Source organism: Novosphingobium meiothermophilum, from assembly GCF_003171715.1.
GTDB lineage: Bacteria > Pseudomonadota > Alphaproteobacteria > Sphingomonadales > Sphingomonadaceae > Novosphingobium > Novosphingobium meiothermophilum.
Map to the genome: position 1 here is coordinate 413,029 of NZ_QGHL01000004.1, position 12,144 is coordinate 425,172.

The 12,144-nt window shown below is 65.5% G+C and carries 18 protein-coding genes, 1 tRNA gene and 1 pseudogene; 15 read left to right on the forward strand and 5 right to left on the reverse strand.

The features are described from left to right. Nucleotides 1–18 precede the first annotated feature (18 nt). Together DKM43_RS02420 and DKM43_RS02425 are read left to right on the forward strand one after the other, a co-directional pair. A complete protein-coding gene (locus tag DKM43_RS02420; protein WP_109796856.1) occupies nucleotides 19–402 on the forward strand; it encodes a phage tail protein in 384 nt (127 codons plus the stop codon). Beyond that, a complete protein-coding gene (locus tag DKM43_RS02425; RefSeq protein WP_109796857.1) occupies nucleotides 402–1,460 on the forward strand; it encodes a contractile injection system protein, VgrG/Pvc8 family in 1,059 nt (352 codons plus the stop codon). Before DKM43_RS02420 ends, DKM43_RS02425 begins: the two co-directional genes overlap by 1 nt. Here the strand turns inward: DKM43_RS02425 and DKM43_RS02430 are convergent. Together DKM43_RS02430 and DKM43_RS02435 are read right to left on the reverse strand one after the other, a co-directional pair. Further along, a complete protein-coding gene (locus DKM43_RS02430; RefSeq protein ID WP_109796858.1) occupies nucleotides 1,457–1,885 on the reverse strand; it encodes a hypothetical protein in 429 nt (142 codons plus the stop codon). The two genes, DKM43_RS02425 and DKM43_RS02430, sit on opposite strands and share 4 nt — an antisense overlap. A 15-nt stretch (nucleotides 1,886–1,900) precedes the next feature. Beyond that, the gene (locus DKM43_RS02435) at nucleotides 1,901–2,590 is read right to left on the reverse strand and encodes an XRE family transcriptional regulator (protein ID WP_109796859.1); all 690 of its coding nucleotides are present in this window, start codon (nucleotides 2,588–2,590) and stop codon (nucleotides 1,901–1,903) included. A gap of 85 nt (nucleotides 2,591–2,675) precedes the next feature. On the opposite strand from DKM43_RS02435, the gene DKM43_RS02440 reads away from it, so the two are divergent. The 12 genes from DKM43_RS02440 to DKM43_RS02495 all read left to right on the forward strand — a co-directional run bounded on the left by DKM43_RS02440 (nucleotide 2,676) and on the right by DKM43_RS02495 (nucleotide 10,261). Further along, complete coding sequence (locus DKM43_RS02440) at nucleotides 2,676–3,002, forward strand: transcriptional regulator (protein ID WP_109796860.1); 327 nt, start codon at nucleotides 2,676–2,678, stop codon at nucleotides 3,000–3,002. After that, nucleotides 2,999–3,454 carry a hypothetical protein gene (locus DKM43_RS02445; RefSeq protein ID WP_109796861.1) on the forward strand — a complete coding sequence of 152 codons (456 nt, stop codon included), beginning with the start codon at nucleotides 2,999–3,001 and terminating at the stop codon, nucleotides 3,452–3,454. Before DKM43_RS02440 ends, DKM43_RS02445 begins: the two co-directional genes overlap by 4 nt. Next, nucleotides 3,451–3,876, forward strand: coding sequence for an ogr/Delta-like zinc finger family protein (locus DKM43_RS02450; protein ID WP_109796862.1), 426 nt, complete (start codon nucleotides 3,451–3,453; stop codon nucleotides 3,874–3,876). Before DKM43_RS02445 ends, DKM43_RS02450 begins: the two co-directional genes overlap by 4 nt. A 113-nt stretch (nucleotides 3,877–3,989) precedes the next feature. Next, a complete protein-coding gene (locus tag DKM43_RS02455; protein ID WP_109796863.1) occupies nucleotides 3,990–4,289 on the forward strand; it encodes a hypothetical protein in 300 nt (99 codons plus the stop codon). Then, entirely contained in the window at nucleotides 4,286–4,654 is a 369-nt protein-coding gene (locus DKM43_RS02460) for a hypothetical protein (RefSeq protein ID WP_109796864.1), read from the forward strand. The genes DKM43_RS02455 and DKM43_RS02460 overlap by 4 nt, the downstream gene beginning before the upstream one ends. Before the next feature lie 58 nt (nucleotides 4,655–4,712). Then, a complete protein-coding gene (locus tag DKM43_RS02465) occupies nucleotides 4,713–7,442 on the forward strand; it encodes a toprim domain-containing protein (RefSeq protein ID WP_161554018.1) in 2,730 nt (909 codons plus the stop codon). Between the two features lie 11 nt (nucleotides 7,443–7,453). Continuing rightward, nucleotides 7,454–7,789: a hypothetical protein gene (locus tag DKM43_RS02470; RefSeq protein WP_109796866.1), complete on the forward strand. Its 336-nt coding sequence runs from the start codon at nucleotides 7,454–7,456 to the stop codon at nucleotides 7,787–7,789. Further along, nucleotides 7,786–8,292: a hypothetical protein gene (locus tag DKM43_RS02475; protein ID WP_145960457.1), complete on the forward strand. Its 507-nt coding sequence runs from the start codon at nucleotides 7,786–7,788 to the stop codon at nucleotides 8,290–8,292. The genes DKM43_RS02470 and DKM43_RS02475 overlap by 4 nt, the downstream gene beginning before the upstream one ends. A gap of 99 nt (nucleotides 8,293–8,391) precedes the next feature. Next, nucleotides 8,392–8,664, forward strand: a complete 273-nt coding sequence (locus DKM43_RS02480) for a hypothetical protein (RefSeq protein WP_109796868.1) — start codon at nucleotides 8,392–8,394, stop codon at nucleotides 8,662–8,664. Further along, nucleotides 8,654–8,899 (forward strand): hypothetical protein, encoded by a 246-nt coding sequence (locus tag DKM43_RS02485; RefSeq protein WP_109796869.1) that lies wholly within the window; start codon nucleotides 8,654–8,656, stop codon nucleotides 8,897–8,899. Before DKM43_RS02480 ends, DKM43_RS02485 begins: the two co-directional genes overlap by 11 nt. Before the next feature lie 50 nt (nucleotides 8,900–8,949). Continuing rightward, nucleotides 8,950–9,165: a hypothetical protein gene (locus tag DKM43_RS02490; protein ID WP_109796870.1), complete on the forward strand. Its 216-nt coding sequence runs from the start codon at nucleotides 8,950–8,952 to the stop codon at nucleotides 9,163–9,165. After that, complete coding sequence (locus DKM43_RS02495; protein WP_109796871.1) at nucleotides 9,137–10,261, forward strand: tyrosine-type recombinase/integrase; 1,125 nt, start codon at nucleotides 9,137–9,139, stop codon at nucleotides 10,259–10,261. Before DKM43_RS02490 ends, DKM43_RS02495 begins: the two co-directional genes overlap by 29 nt. A gap of 24 nt (nucleotides 10,262–10,285) precedes the next feature. On the opposite strand, the gene DKM43_RS02500 is transcribed toward DKM43_RS02495, so the two are convergent. Then, a tRNA-Trp gene (locus DKM43_RS02500) sits at nucleotides 10,286–10,361 on the reverse strand. Nucleotides 10,362–10,427: 66 nt separating this feature from the next. Between DKM43_RS02500 and aat the strand changes: the two genes are divergently transcribed. After that, the gene (gene aat, locus DKM43_RS02505) at nucleotides 10,428–11,204 is read left to right on the forward strand and encodes a leucyl/phenylalanyl-tRNA--protein transferase (RefSeq protein WP_109796872.1); all 777 of its coding nucleotides are present in this window, start codon (nucleotides 10,428–10,430) and stop codon (nucleotides 11,202–11,204) included. 35 nt (nucleotides 11,205–11,239) lie between these two features. On the opposite strand, the pseudogene DKM43_RS16770 reads toward aat, so the two are convergent. Both DKM43_RS16770 and DKM43_RS02515 read right to left on the reverse strand, forming a co-directional pair. After that, nucleotides 11,240–11,695, reverse strand: a pseudogene (locus tag DKM43_RS16770) (DUF2155 domain-containing protein); the annotation flags it as partial. Further along, nucleotides 11,695–12,108 carry an NADH:ubiquinone oxidoreductase subunit NDUFA12 gene (locus DKM43_RS02515; RefSeq protein WP_109796873.1) on the reverse strand — a complete coding sequence of 138 codons (414 nt, stop codon included), beginning with the start codon at nucleotides 12,106–12,108 and terminating at the stop codon, nucleotides 11,695–11,697. The pseudogene DKM43_RS16770 and the gene DKM43_RS02515, both read right to left, overlap by 1 nt. Between the last annotated feature and the right edge of the window lie 36 nt (nucleotides 12,109–12,144).

Here is a 12,144-nt window from a genome sequence, read left to right on the forward strand (position 1 = left end):
AACAGGAGGCATAACCCCATGCAGCAGCAGCTCGCCGCCATCGGCATGTTCGCCTTCACCACCAGCAGCGCGCTCTTCGATGCGCTGGATCGCAGCCGCGAATGGCGGCACGAACGCACCGACCGTTTCGGCGCCATGGCCGCCAGCCAGTTCACCGGCCCCGGTGCGGACAGGATCACCCTTTCCGGGCGGCTCGTGCCCGAAGTGCTGGGCCGCTTCGGCGCGCTGGAAACGCTGGCCGAAATGGCCGAAACCGGCGATGCCTGGCCGTTCATGGATGGGCAGGGCCGCGTGCTGGGCCATTTCACGATTGACCGGATTTCCGAACGCAAGGACAACCTGGTGGAAGATGGCCGCGCCCGCGTGAACGAGTTCACCATCGAACTGACGCGGGTGGCCTGATGGCCAGCATTCCTTTCGAAGCCCTGCCGCCTGACACGCGCCCGCAATCCGGTTCGGGCTATGTCCAGCCCAAGGCCGCGTGGCGCGTCATGCTGGGCGCGGATGACCTGACGCAGAAGCTGGCCCCCGTGCTGGTTTCGCTGCGCCTTTCCGAACGCGATGGCGAAGAGGCCGATCAGCTTGAAATCGTGCTGGATGATGCGCAGGGCCGCGTGGCCATTCCGCCCGAAGGCGCGCGGCTGCGCGTGTGGCTGGGCTGGGAACGCGGCACCGATGTTGTGCCGGGCCTGATCGACAAGGGCAGCTTCGTGGTGGATGAAGCCAGCTGGAGCGGCCCGCCCGATCGCATCACCCTGACGGCGCGCAGCGCCGATCTGGCCGAAAGCTTCCGCAAGCGGCAGAACCGGGTGTGGAAGGATACCACCATCGGCGCCATCGTGGCCGCGATTGCCGCCGATCATGGCCTGATCGCCAGGGTGCATCCCGATCTTTCGGGCATTGCCATTGCCGTGGCCGAACAGGCGGGGAAAAGCCCGATGCAGTTCCTGCGCGATCTGGCCCGCCGCCACGATGCCGCCGCCACCACCAAGGCGGGTTGCCTGATCTTTTCGCCCAAGGGCGCGGCCACCACGCCTTCGGGCGCGGCCATCCCCGCGCTCACCCTCACCCGCAGCCGGTGCAGCAGCGCGGAATGGCGGCGCGCCGCGCGCGAACGCGCGCAGGACGGGGCCGAAGCGCAATGGCACGATGCCGATCAGGGCCAGCGCCGCACCGCCAGCACCGGCGGAAAGAACCCCAAGCGGCTGAAAAAGACCTATGCCACCCAGGCCGATGCCCGCGCGGCGGCCGAGGCGGAAAGCAAACGGCTGAAACGCGCCGCCGCCACGCTTTCGGCCAGCCTTGCCTGGGGCGATCCGCGCCTTTCGCCGGGGGTGCAGGTGGCCGCCAGTGGCTTCAAGCCCCAGATCGACCAGACCCGCTGGCTGATTTCCAGCGCCGAACACACGATGGACGCAGGCGGCCTGAAAACCCGGATCGAGATGGAAGTGGCGGCTTAGGGCGAGGCTGGCGTTCCGGCACCCGCGAAATCCCGGTCATTGGCCACGCGCCGCGTTTCGATTTCCGGGCCGTTGCCTTCCTCGGCCACCGTCACGATACGCTCGCCGGTCTGCCCGCCTGCGGCGATGCAGGCGGCAATCGCAAAGACCTCATCCTTTTCGGCAGGCTTGAGCATGTCCCATGCCGCACGGGCAACGCCGGGCTTCGCCCCGCCGTGCTTCCACACGCCGAGATCGCGGTAATGCGCCATGCGCTCCATGCAGGCAGCAGACCGGGCGGCCTGCGCCTCTGCCTCAAGCGGCCCGGAAAGACGCCGCCCCTCGGTTTCAACCGAAGCACCATCAGACCCGCCTGGCGCAGCGCCACCACAGGAAGCCACGGCTGCCGCAGCAGCGAATGCGAACAGGACGGGGATTGTCTTCATGATCGCTATGCTCGTTCAGATCTTCCGCATCACCGCGACGACCCGGCCGATAAGCGTAAGTTCGCCGTCATAGGCCACCTCTTCGGGCACGCTGGGATTGTCGCTCATGATGCGCACGCCGCCATCCTTCGTGGGGCGCAGGCGCTTGATCATGCCCAGCCCGCAAAAGGTTATCGCCCAGATCTGATCGGCCATGGTCAGCCGGTCGATCGAGGTATCGATGATCAGCACATCGCCGGGGGCAAGCGTCGGCTGCATCGAGTCGCCCACGCCTTGCGCGAAGAACAGCTTCGAGGCGGGCGAGGCCGTGAACTGGCGCAGCCATCCGGCCGGAAAGAACTGGGTCACTTCCTCGACCACCATGTCGAGGTAGGACGCGCCCATCCCATAGGCGAGATCGATCTGCCGCACTGGCACAAGGCCCGCTTCCATGGCCAGATCATCGAAGCTGGCTGCTGCGGGCGATGCCCGCCTGTCCGGCCCTGTGCCAGCCTCATCGGCATTCATCGCCTCGGCTTCGCCCGAAAGGTATTCCGGAGAGCATTTCAGCGCCTTGGCAATGGCATAGATATGCGCGGTCTCGCGCGCATGGCCGGTGGCCAGCTTGTTGACCATCGAGGAACTGATGTTCGCCGCGCGCGCGAGCGCGGACTGGCTCAATCCGCGCAATTGCATTGCCGCCTTTAGGCGTTCCGGCACGATCATGCGCGCACTCTACAACCACGGTTGCAATTAGACACTGTGAAATTGGTGGTTGACTGCCACTCTGGTAATCGGCATATCTGCCACCATGGTTGCAGACATGACGCCTTACGAAGCCCTGATGGCCGCAGTTGACCAGGCAGGTTCACAATCCGCCCTCGCGCGGCTTGTCGGCTGCTCCAGCACGGCGGTCTGGAAATGGGTCCAGAGTTCCAAGCGGATGCCCGCAGAGTTCGTCCTGAAAGCCGAAGCCGCCACCGGTATCTCGCGCCATCTTCTTCGCCCCGATATCTATCCCCTCGAAGTCCTCCATGCGCCGCCTGCATGGCATGGCCTAGACCGGGGCGAGGCGCATGTCTCTTTCCAAAACGGCAGCGTTTTGCAGCGCGGCGACGCCATGGGAGCCGGTGCATGACCAAGCGCCGCGAGCCGCTGACCTTTCATCGCGCGCTCACCGTGGTGGCGGCACGCATCGGGTGGGATCGCTGCTCGATGATCACCGGGCGCAGCGAGCGCCAGGTGCGCAACTGGTCTGATCCCGATGCCGACAGCGAGATTTCCATCCTCGATGCCCTGCGGCTCGACAAGGCGTTCATCGCATCGGGCGGCGATCATGCCCCCTTCGGCCAGGTCTATGCCGCGCTGCTGGATATTGCCGCCGCGCCCGCCGATGCCGATCTGGTGCGCGTGGCCGCTGAAGCCGCCAAGGAAAGCGGCGAGGCGGTTTCCGCCCTGATCGAGGCCGCATCATCGCCCTGCCCCGATCTGCGCCGCCGCGCCCGGAAGGAAGGCGAAGAGGCCGTGGCCGCCATCACCCGCGGGCTGGCCGCGCTCGACCGGCAGGAACCGGCAGGAGAGCGCGGATGACCATGCGCCCTGCCACCCCTCCGGCCCCATCCTCGGCCCCTTCTTCGGCCCAGTCCGGGCCGCTGCCCAACGATATTGCCGACCGGCCCTATCGTTCGGGCCATGTCAGGTGCCCGCACTGCGAATGCGTGGGCCTGCGCCGGTCATCGCGCGCCGTGACCCCGCAGCACCGCCAGATCTACTACCAGTGCAGCAACGTGCTGTGCGGCCATACCTGGCTGGCCACGCTGTCCTATGAATACGGCATCGTGCCCAGCGCCATCCCCGATCCGCGCGTAACCCTGCCGCTGCGGCCCATGCCGCGCCAGCAGGTGCTGGAACTGCTGCGCGAAGCCGATGCCGATCAGCCCGATCTCTTTCCGGCCCAGGGCGGCCATGATGGCGCTGCCGATCCCGCGCCGCCGGGCGCCGACACGAGCTGACCGCTCTTTCGCACCCCGCCAATAACACACCTCCCCGCACGATCCCCCCGCTGCGCCCTTCGGAAAGCGTTTTTCCGGATGCGCCGCCGCCTTGCCTGAAAGGATCAAAGCCCATGCCTTCGCCCACCCACTCCCGCACCCGCACAAGGGCGGCCTGCCTCGCTTCGGCAGAGCGCGATGTGCGCGCCGCGCTGTTCACCGTCAGGCTTGATGGCGGTGCGGTGATCGAGGTGGAACATGCCGATCTGCATCTGGCCGCGCGCAAGGCCCTGATCGAACGTGTGCGCCGCGCCGAAGTGGCGGAGAATGCGGGCGCGCTGGGGCTGATTGCCGGGGCCTTCCTGCTGCTGTGGATGGCCGTTCGCAGCCTGCCTTCCCTCCTTCCGGCCCTTGGGGCGGGGGTGATCCAGTGAGCGCGCCGGACAAGCCGGATGGCCCGATCCCCGAAGCCCCGCCCCCCTCTGGCCCGATCTGGCGCGAGCCTGATCCTGATTTCGTCACCGTCGCCCCGTTCTGCTTCAACCGGCCCGATGGCGTGCATTTCTGCATGGCGCGGCAAACGCTGGTGGGCAGCGTGGGCGGCCTGATCCGCATCATGATGGACCGGCCAGTGGATGAAACGCATCTTGGCCTGTTCATCGAGATGACGCCCGCAGGCATTCGCCGCTTTGCCGCCGATCTGGCCCAGGTGGCCGATGCGGTCGAAGCCAGCCACGCCGCCGCCGCCAACGCCCAGCTCGCCGCCGCCCTCGCCGCCCGCCCCGATCCGGCGGGCTGATCGGGCCGCCAGATCAGGGCCAGATCGGCTCTTGTCCTTCCGAAAGTCCCCCGTTTTCATGCGCGAAGATATCCGCACAGAAGTTCTGGCCTCTATCCGGCGCGATTACCATTTTGCCGAACCGCGCGGCGAATGGCTCCAGAAGGGAAAATGCCCCAATTGCGGCCGCAAGGAGCTGTTCACCAGCGTCAGGAAGCCCTGGGTGCTGCGATGCAGCCGCCAGAACCGCTGCGGGTGGGAAGGCGAGGTGCGCGACCTTTACCCCGAAATCTTCGACAACTGGTCAAACCGCCACGAGGCGACCGAAGCCAATCCCCATGCCGCTGCCGATGCCTATCTCCTGCACGCGCGCGGGCTTGATCTGCGCCTGCTGCGCGGCGCCTATACCCAGGAAAGCTACTTCGACCGGGACAAGAACATCGCCAGCGCCACGGTGCGCTTCGATCTGCCCGGCGGTTCATGGTGGGAAAGGCTGATCGATCAGCCCGGCCGGTTCGATCGCAAGGCCCGCTTCGCCCCCGGAAAATCCTATTCCGGGCAGGTGTGGATACCGCGTGATGTCACACTGGATCAGTTGAGCGGCGCAAAGGAAATCTGGATCGCCGAAGGCATCTTCGATTGCAGCGCGCTGTGGCAGGCGTTCAGCGGATCGGAACTGGCAGAAAAGGGCCTGTTTGCCGTTTCGGCCATGTCGGTGAGCAACTGGCCGGAAAAGTTCCTTGATGAGCTTCGCAAGGCCATTGCCAATGGCCCTGCGCCCACGCACCAGCCCCGGCTGATCTTCGCCTTCGATGTGGGCAAGGCCGGCGCCGATTACAGCCGAAAATACGTGAAGCGCGCGCGCGATGAAGGCTGGGAGGCCAGCGCGGCCCAGCCCCGCCCGGAAGGCGAGGACGACAAGCTCGACTGGAACAACCTGCTTGTCCGCGACCGGCTGACAGAAAAGCACCTGGCCGAATACCGCGCCAATGGCGAAGTGCTGGTGGCCACCGATGCCTTCGAAAAGGCGTTCAAGCTGTGGCAGCAGAAGGGCGGCAATGTCGGCCAGTTTCCCTTCATTTTCAATTCCGAAACCTACTGGGCCGAGTTCAGCCACCGCAAGATCGATGAAGTCGTCAAGGAGCTTCAGGAAAACCCGGCCTACGAAGGAAAAGACCCGAGGGAAGTAAGGCAGGAAGCCGCCGAGCAGGTGGGCACGATCAAGCGGATCTGCACGGCCGCTTTCCGCACCCTCTATTTCCAGCGAAACCCCGCCACCGAGGAAAGCCACTACTACATCCGCATCGATTTCCCCACCGATCGGCACGAGGTGAAGGCCCCCTTTTCCGGCGGCGCGCTTTCGGCCTCGGCCGAGTTCAAGAAGCGGCTGATCTCGGTGGCGCCAGGCGCGCTATGGCTGGGCAGCGGCGAACAGCTTGACCGGATCGTGGGCACCCAGACCAGGCGGATCAAGACGGTCGAAACGCTCGATTTCACCGGTTACGACCGCAAGCGCGAAGTCTATGTCCTGGGCGATTATGCCGTGCGGCGGGGCCGGGTCTTCCGCCTGAACGACGAGGATTTCTTCGATTTCGGCGATTGCGCGCTGAAACTCGCCACGACCGAGCGCCTGCTGGAAATCGAATACGACGCCGAAGCCCGCCCGGTGAGCTGGTTTCCCGTGCTGATCGAAGCCTTCGGCATGAACGGCCTTGTCACCTGCGCCTATTGGATCATGTCGCTCTTTGCCGAACAGATCCGCGCATCGACCAAGAGCCTTGCTTTCCTCGAAATGTCGGGCCTGCCCGGCACGGGCAAATCCACCGTGCTGGAGTTCCTCTGGAAAACGGCGGGGCGTGAAAACTACGAAGGTTTCGATCCCACCAAAGGCACGGCGGCCGCCATCGCACGAAATCTGGGCAAGGTATCGAACCTGCCTGTCGTGCTGATCGAGGGGGACCGTAACGAAGCGGTGCACCATTCGAAGAAGTTCGAATGGGAGGAACTCAAAAGCCTCTACAACGGCCGCGCCACCCGTTCGCGCGGGGTCAAGAACGGCGGCATGGAAACCTTCGAGCCGCTCTTTCGCGGATCGATCATCATTGCCCAGAACGATCCCGTCAGCGCCTCGCCCGCGGTGCTCGAACGCATCATGTCGCTGCACTTCGACAAGTCGGGCTTTTCCGAAGCCACCCGCGCCGCAGCCGAAAGGCTGGAACGCTGGCCCGCCGAAGAGCTTTCGGGCTTCATCCTTTTCGCGCTGCGCCACGAAGAACAGTTCATGAAGGCCTGGGCCGATGCCTATGCCCGCTACCAGGGCGAACTGCAGGCCGCATCGGGCGTCAACAATATCCGCCTGCTGCGCAACCATGCCCAGCTTGCCGCCGCGCTCACCGCCATGCGCCAGTTCCTGCCCGTCAGCGATGGCCTCCACGCGGCGGGGCTGAAGTTCATTGCCGAGATGACCGCCGCCCGCCAGCGCGTGGTGTCGAGCGAACATCCGGTGGTCGAAAAGTTCTGGCAGATTTTCGATTACCTGGTCGAGATCGAGACCGAGAGCCAGCGCGAGGAACGGCCACTTAATAACCATCGAAAGGCCGATGAATACATCGCCGTCAGCCTGCCCCAGTTCTTCGAACGCTGCCGCGCGCACGGGCAGGTGCCGCCCACCGAAGACGATCTGCGCCGCCACCTGAAAACCTCCAAGGGCCGCAAGTTCGTGGCCTGCAAGCCGGTCAACGCGCCCGGCGGAAAGCATTTCTACTGCTGGGTATTCACCCGCCCCCTCTCCGAAACCGCGATCATCTGAAAGGACGTGCCATGAAGCGCAAGCCCGTCTCGCTTCCCCAGGTTGCCAGCTTCGAATGCTCGGAATGCGGCGCCGTCCACCACAGCCGCGATGCGAAGGCCCCGGTGGGCTGGACCCAGCGGCACGGCGCCATCTGGTGCACCGATTGCACTCGCTCCGGCATCGCCACCCGCATTGTCGGCCGGTCCCGCCCGTCTTCTTCGCCATCGGACAAGGTGCGCCTGCGCGGCGAAGTCCTCGCCCTGCTCCGGCGCGGCGCGGCGCTCATGCCCGCAGGCAGCGCCCAGCGCGCCGAATGGGTGCGCGAAGTCAACGATCTGATTGCCCGCCAGCAGAGGGCGGCATGATGGACCCGATAAACGCCCGCACCGGCGAGGTGGTCATCGCGGGCGATCCTGCCGCACTCGATCACTGGGCTGAAACCCCGCTCTATGCCTGGGACTATGCCGCCCTGCTCGAACAGGCCGAAGGCGCCCTGGCGCGCCGCCGCGAAGGCTACCCCAAGCTCATCGAACGCGGTGCGATGGACGCAGGCGATGCTGACGAAGATATCGCCGCCTGGGAACTGATCTCGGCGGAATGGCGCTGGATCGTCGATGGCAGCGGCGCCCTGCCGCCACCCTCCAGCCTCGATCAGCGCCTCGCCGCCATCGATCTCGCGATCGAACGGGTGGGCACCGAACTGCGCCGGGGCAACCGCGCGCATGAGGTGTTCCGCCAGTCGCACCTCCTGCAGGCCATGCGCTGGCATCTCGAACGCCTGCACGAAGGCGCACCCGCCGTTCACCGCTTCGCCCGCCTCACCCGTGAAATCCGCGCCGAAATCGCCGCAGAAAGGAAAGCCGCATGATCTGGAAGCATATCTCGCCGCCATCGCGCGAAACCCTCCTGGTTATCGCGCTGCACCTGGGCGGCGCTGCACTCGGCATGATGATCGGATGGCTCCACCATGGCTGATGATCGCGCGCGCCCTGCCCGCTCACCCGTGGCACGCTGGATGCCGGTGCCCGATCAGGTGCGCCGTCTGGCCGAACTCGATGCCATCCGCCTCGAACGCCCGCTTACCGCCGCTGAACAGGCCGAAGCCGATACGCTCACCAACCGGGCCTATCACCGCCAGTGGGGCGCCCATCAGCGCGAGCGCGAGGCGATGATCGAACAGCGGCTTGCGCGGCAGGCTGCGCGGAAATGCGCCAGCGGGATGATCGGCGATGCCGCGTAAGCCAACCAGTCTGGCCGAACGCTACCGCACCCACCGCGCGGCCTTCGAACTCGCGCAGCAATTGGGCTGCACCCCGAAGGAAGCCGAAGCCGAAATTGCCCGCCGCGCCGCGCGCCAGCGCTGGCTGCGAACCCTCGCCCGGCTCGAAGCCCTCAAGAACCGGCGCGGCACGCCCCAGCCCATCCACGGTGCAGACCCAGAACCGCCCCCACAGCCCTGGTGGCTGCGCGATTGACCACCCACCCGCGATCCCATGCAAGTATCTGCTATGAAAGGACATCCGGCATGAGCGCCCGCGCACGCATCCTCCAGGCCGATGTGACCCGCGCCGTCAGGGGCGCGCGCGATGGCGGCGTCGATATAGGCAGCATCCGCATCATGCCCGATGGCGAGATCGTGATAGTCTCGAAAGCCTGCGCCGAGTCGTTCCGCCTCAGCGCAACAGCAAACCCGCTCGACGAAGTTCTGCTCCATGCCGCGCAAGGAAAAACTGCCCGCTAACGTCTCCAGCTTCGTCGATCGCCATGGCAAACGGCGCTACCGCTGGCGCAAGGCGGGCAGGCAGCACTATTTCAAGGCCCACCCCAATTCGGCCGAGGGCCGGGCCGAGCTTGAGGCGTTCCTTGCCGACCTGCCCTTGCGGGCCACATCACAGCCTGCCCACGGCACCGTCGCCTGGGCCGCTGCCCGCTATTTCGCCTCGGCCACCTTTCGCGGCGGAAAGTCCGCCCAGACCGAGCGCACCGCCCGGCTGATCCTCAACAGGTTCATTGGCGAATACGGCAAGTATCGCATCGCCGACTGGCGCTTCGATCACATCGAAGCCGTGCTCATGAAAGCGGCGCAGAAGCGTCCGGATGAAAAGGGCCGGATGATTGGCGGCCCCAGTGCGGCCAACAACCTGCGGCGCGAACTCAAGGGCCTGTTCGATTATGCCATCAAGGTCCTTCATCTTGATCGCCCCAATCCGGTCGATCAGGCCGCCGCGATTGCCGTGCCGCGCCGGGGCTTCCACACCTGGACCGATGCCGAGATCGAACAGTATCGTGATTTCTGGCCGCTCGGCACCAAGGCGCGTCTGGCGCTTGAGATATTCCTCTGGACGGCCCAACGCCGCGGCGATGCCTCGAAGTTCGGCCACCGGCACGTGGTGGACGGACAGATAGAGGTCACGCCCGCGAAAACCGGAAACTCCACTGGCGTAACCGTCTGGCTCCCCGCCGCGCCCCAGCTCCTCGAAGCCATCGCAGCAATGCCGGTCACGGGCACCGAGACCTTCCTCGTCACCGATTACGGTAAACCCTTCTCGGTCGCCGGGCTGGGCAACAAGATGCGCGAATGGTGCACCAGGGCTGGCTTGCCCCACTGCTCGGCCCACGGCCTGCGCAAAGCCGCCGCCAGAAGAAGCGCCGAAACCGGCGCCACCAATCAGGAACTGAAGGCCCTCGGAGGCTGGACCACCGACCGCCAGGTGGCGATCTACACGCAGGACGCCAACAAAAAAGCCCTCGCAAAGAGGGCCATGACACCGGTAATCGAACTCGATCTGGCTAACCGCTCAAGAAAGCGTCAGGCTAACCCGCCTCCAAACACCTGAAAAACATAAGTTTTCATAAGAAGGTGGCAGGAGTGGAGGGACTCGAACCCCCGGCCCTCGGTTTTGGAGACCGATGCTCTACCAACTGAGCTACACTCCTGTGCTGGCTGGCCCCTTATAGGGTTGACGCAAGGGATGCAACCGACCGAAACAGATATTCGCAGATATGGCTCGCCAAGACCCCCACTCGATCCCGCCGGAGCTTCTGCTCAAGGCTTACCGTGCCGGGATTTTCCCGATGGCGGACAGCCGGGACGATCCTGAGGTTTTCTGGGTGGAGCCGCGGATGCGGGCAATCCTGCCGCTCGACGGCTTTCATCTGTCCAGATCACTGGCGCGCACATTGCGGCGCGAACGCTTCAGCGTGACCTGCAACGCCGCTTTCGAAGCGGTGATCGATGCCTGCGCCGCGCCGCGTCCCGGTGCCGAGGAAAGCTGGATCAGCGCGCGCATCCGCGAAAGCTATATCGGCCTGTTCGAACATGGCCATGCGCATTCGATCGAATGCTGGCGCGAAGGGCGGCTTGTGGGCGGCCTTTATGGCGTGGGCTTTGCCAGGGTATTCTGCGGCGAATCGATGTTCAGCCGCGAATCGGATGCATCAAAGGTCGCGCTGGCATGGCTGGTCGCTGCGCTGCGGCGGATCGGCGCCGAACTGCTCGATTGCCAGTTCAGCACATCGCACCTTGCTTCGCTGGGCGCGGTTGAGATCCCGCAGAGCCAGTATCTGCAACTGCTTTCGGCAGCGCAGCGGCGCTATTCCGACGGGGAAATTGCCGCGGCACGCGCGCTGGCCGAAGCCGTCGGCGAGGGGCTGGCTGCTGGCGAGGGAGCCGCCGCGCCGCTGGCGCTGCCCGCAGGCTTTGCCGCGCTGCGCGCCGGGGCGATGGGCTCTTCCTCGCCGGGGAAGTTCATCGCGCAGTCCTTGACCCAGACGTCATAGACCGGATGCTCCACCACGTTGAGTGAAGGCGAATTGACAAACAGCCACCCGGAAAAAACCTTGCGCCAGGCCGGTGCGCGGTTGCTTGCGGTGGCCTCCTCAACGAAGACCTGCACAAACGCGCCGGTTTCCTGCGGCGATTCCCAAGGGGCGGTCTTCTCGCAGGTTGCCAGCTTGATGATGACGTTGCCGAGGCGCCGCGATTCGCCGCTCTTCAGCACCATGTCTTGCGTGATGTTGTTGCGCTTGTTCAGAAAGCCCAGCGTTGCCACCCGGTCCCTGACCGGCGTGCCATAGTCGCTTTCAACCGCAACGCCCGATGCGGCGGCAACAACCGCGCCGGTTTCGGTCGCCTCTGGCGGGGGCGAAGCGGCCTTGTTGCCCTCGCAGCCAGCAAGGGCAAGCGCGCCGGTCATCAGCAGCGCGGTGCCAAGCGCCGTGCGGCCCATGCGCATTCGCGTGCGCCCTGCCGGCAGCGCGCGCGGCGGCATCAGGCTTCCGGCGACCAGGCTTCGTAATCGCCGGTGGCAGCGGCCCGCTTGCCGCCGCGTTCAAGCGCGCCGCGCGGGCGATAGGCCCGGACCGTGCCGGTGGCATTGGGCGTATATTCGGCTTCCCAGATGCGCGGCGGCGGCAGGTTGCTTTCCGGCACGCCATCAAAGCTGCCATGAAGCCAGCCGTGCCATTCGGCAGGAACGCGGCTGGCATCGTTGGAACCGTTGTAGATCACCCAGCGGCGTTCGCGCCCGGCAAAGGGATGCCCTTTCGGATAGGGCTTCTTTGCGCGGTAATAGCGATTGCCCTGCGCATCGGTGCCCACCAGTTCGCCGTTGCGCGCACTGTCAAGCATGGTGCCGAAGGTGGCGCCGTTCCACCACGTGAAGATCTTGCCGAGGATGCTCATGATACCTGCCGTTGATGTAAGGCGCGCTTAGCCGCT

What these genes read in the sequence shown, in the direction of transcription:
- DKM43_RS02420 (WP_109796856.1), top strand. Translation starts at nt 19, where the DNA reads ATGCAGCAGCAGCTCGCCGCCATCGGCATGTTCGCCTTCACCACCAGC.
- DKM43_RS02425 (WP_109796857.1), top strand. Translation starts at nt 402, where the DNA reads ATGGCCAGCATTCCTTTCGAAGCCCTGCCGCCTGACACGCGCCCGCAA.
- DKM43_RS02430 (WP_109796858.1), bottom strand. Translation starts at nt 1,885, where the DNA reads ATGAAGACAATCCCCGTCCTGTTCGCATTCGCTGCTGCGGCAGCCGTG.
- DKM43_RS02435 (WP_109796859.1), bottom strand. Translation starts at nt 2,590, where the DNA reads ATGATCGTGCCGGAACGCCTAAAGGCGGCAATGCAATTGCGCGGATTG.
- DKM43_RS02440 (WP_109796860.1), top strand. Translation starts at nt 2,676, where the DNA reads ATGGTTGCAGACATGACGCCTTACGAAGCCCTGATGGCCGCAGTTGAC.
- DKM43_RS02445 (WP_109796861.1), top strand. Translation starts at nt 2,999, where the DNA reads ATGACCAAGCGCCGCGAGCCGCTGACCTTTCATCGCGCGCTCACCGTG.
- DKM43_RS02450 (WP_109796862.1), top strand. Translation starts at nt 3,451, where the DNA reads ATGACCATGCGCCCTGCCACCCCTCCGGCCCCATCCTCGGCCCCTTCT.
- DKM43_RS02455 (WP_109796863.1), top strand. Translation starts at nt 3,990, where the DNA reads ATGCCTTCGCCCACCCACTCCCGCACCCGCACAAGGGCGGCCTGCCTC.
- DKM43_RS02465 (WP_161554018.1), top strand. Translation starts at nt 4,713, where the DNA reads ATGCGCGAAGATATCCGCACAGAAGTTCTGGCCTCTATCCGGCGCGAT.
- DKM43_RS02470 (WP_109796866.1), top strand. Translation starts at nt 7,454, where the DNA reads ATGAAGCGCAAGCCCGTCTCGCTTCCCCAGGTTGCCAGCTTCGAATGC.
- DKM43_RS02475 (WP_145960457.1), top strand. Translation starts at nt 7,786, where the DNA reads ATGATGGACCCGATAAACGCCCGCACCGGCGAGGTGGTCATCGCGGGC.
- DKM43_RS02480 (WP_109796868.1), top strand. Translation starts at nt 8,392, where the DNA reads ATGGCTGATGATCGCGCGCGCCCTGCCCGCTCACCCGTGGCACGCTGG.
- DKM43_RS02485 (WP_109796869.1), top strand. Translation starts at nt 8,654, where the DNA reads ATGCCGCGTAAGCCAACCAGTCTGGCCGAACGCTACCGCACCCACCGC.
- DKM43_RS02490 (WP_109796870.1), top strand. Translation starts at nt 8,950, where the DNA reads ATGAGCGCCCGCGCACGCATCCTCCAGGCCGATGTGACCCGCGCCGTC.
- DKM43_RS02495 (WP_109796871.1), top strand. Translation starts at nt 9,137, where the DNA reads ATGCCGCGCAAGGAAAAACTGCCCGCTAACGTCTCCAGCTTCGTCGAT.
- aat (WP_109796872.1), top strand. Translation starts at nt 10,428, where the DNA reads ATGGCTCGCCAAGACCCCCACTCGATCCCGCCGGAGCTTCTGCTCAAG.
- DKM43_RS02515 (WP_109796873.1), bottom strand. Translation starts at nt 12,108, where the DNA reads ATGAGCATCCTCGGCAAGATCTTCACGTGGTGGAACGGCGCCACCTTC.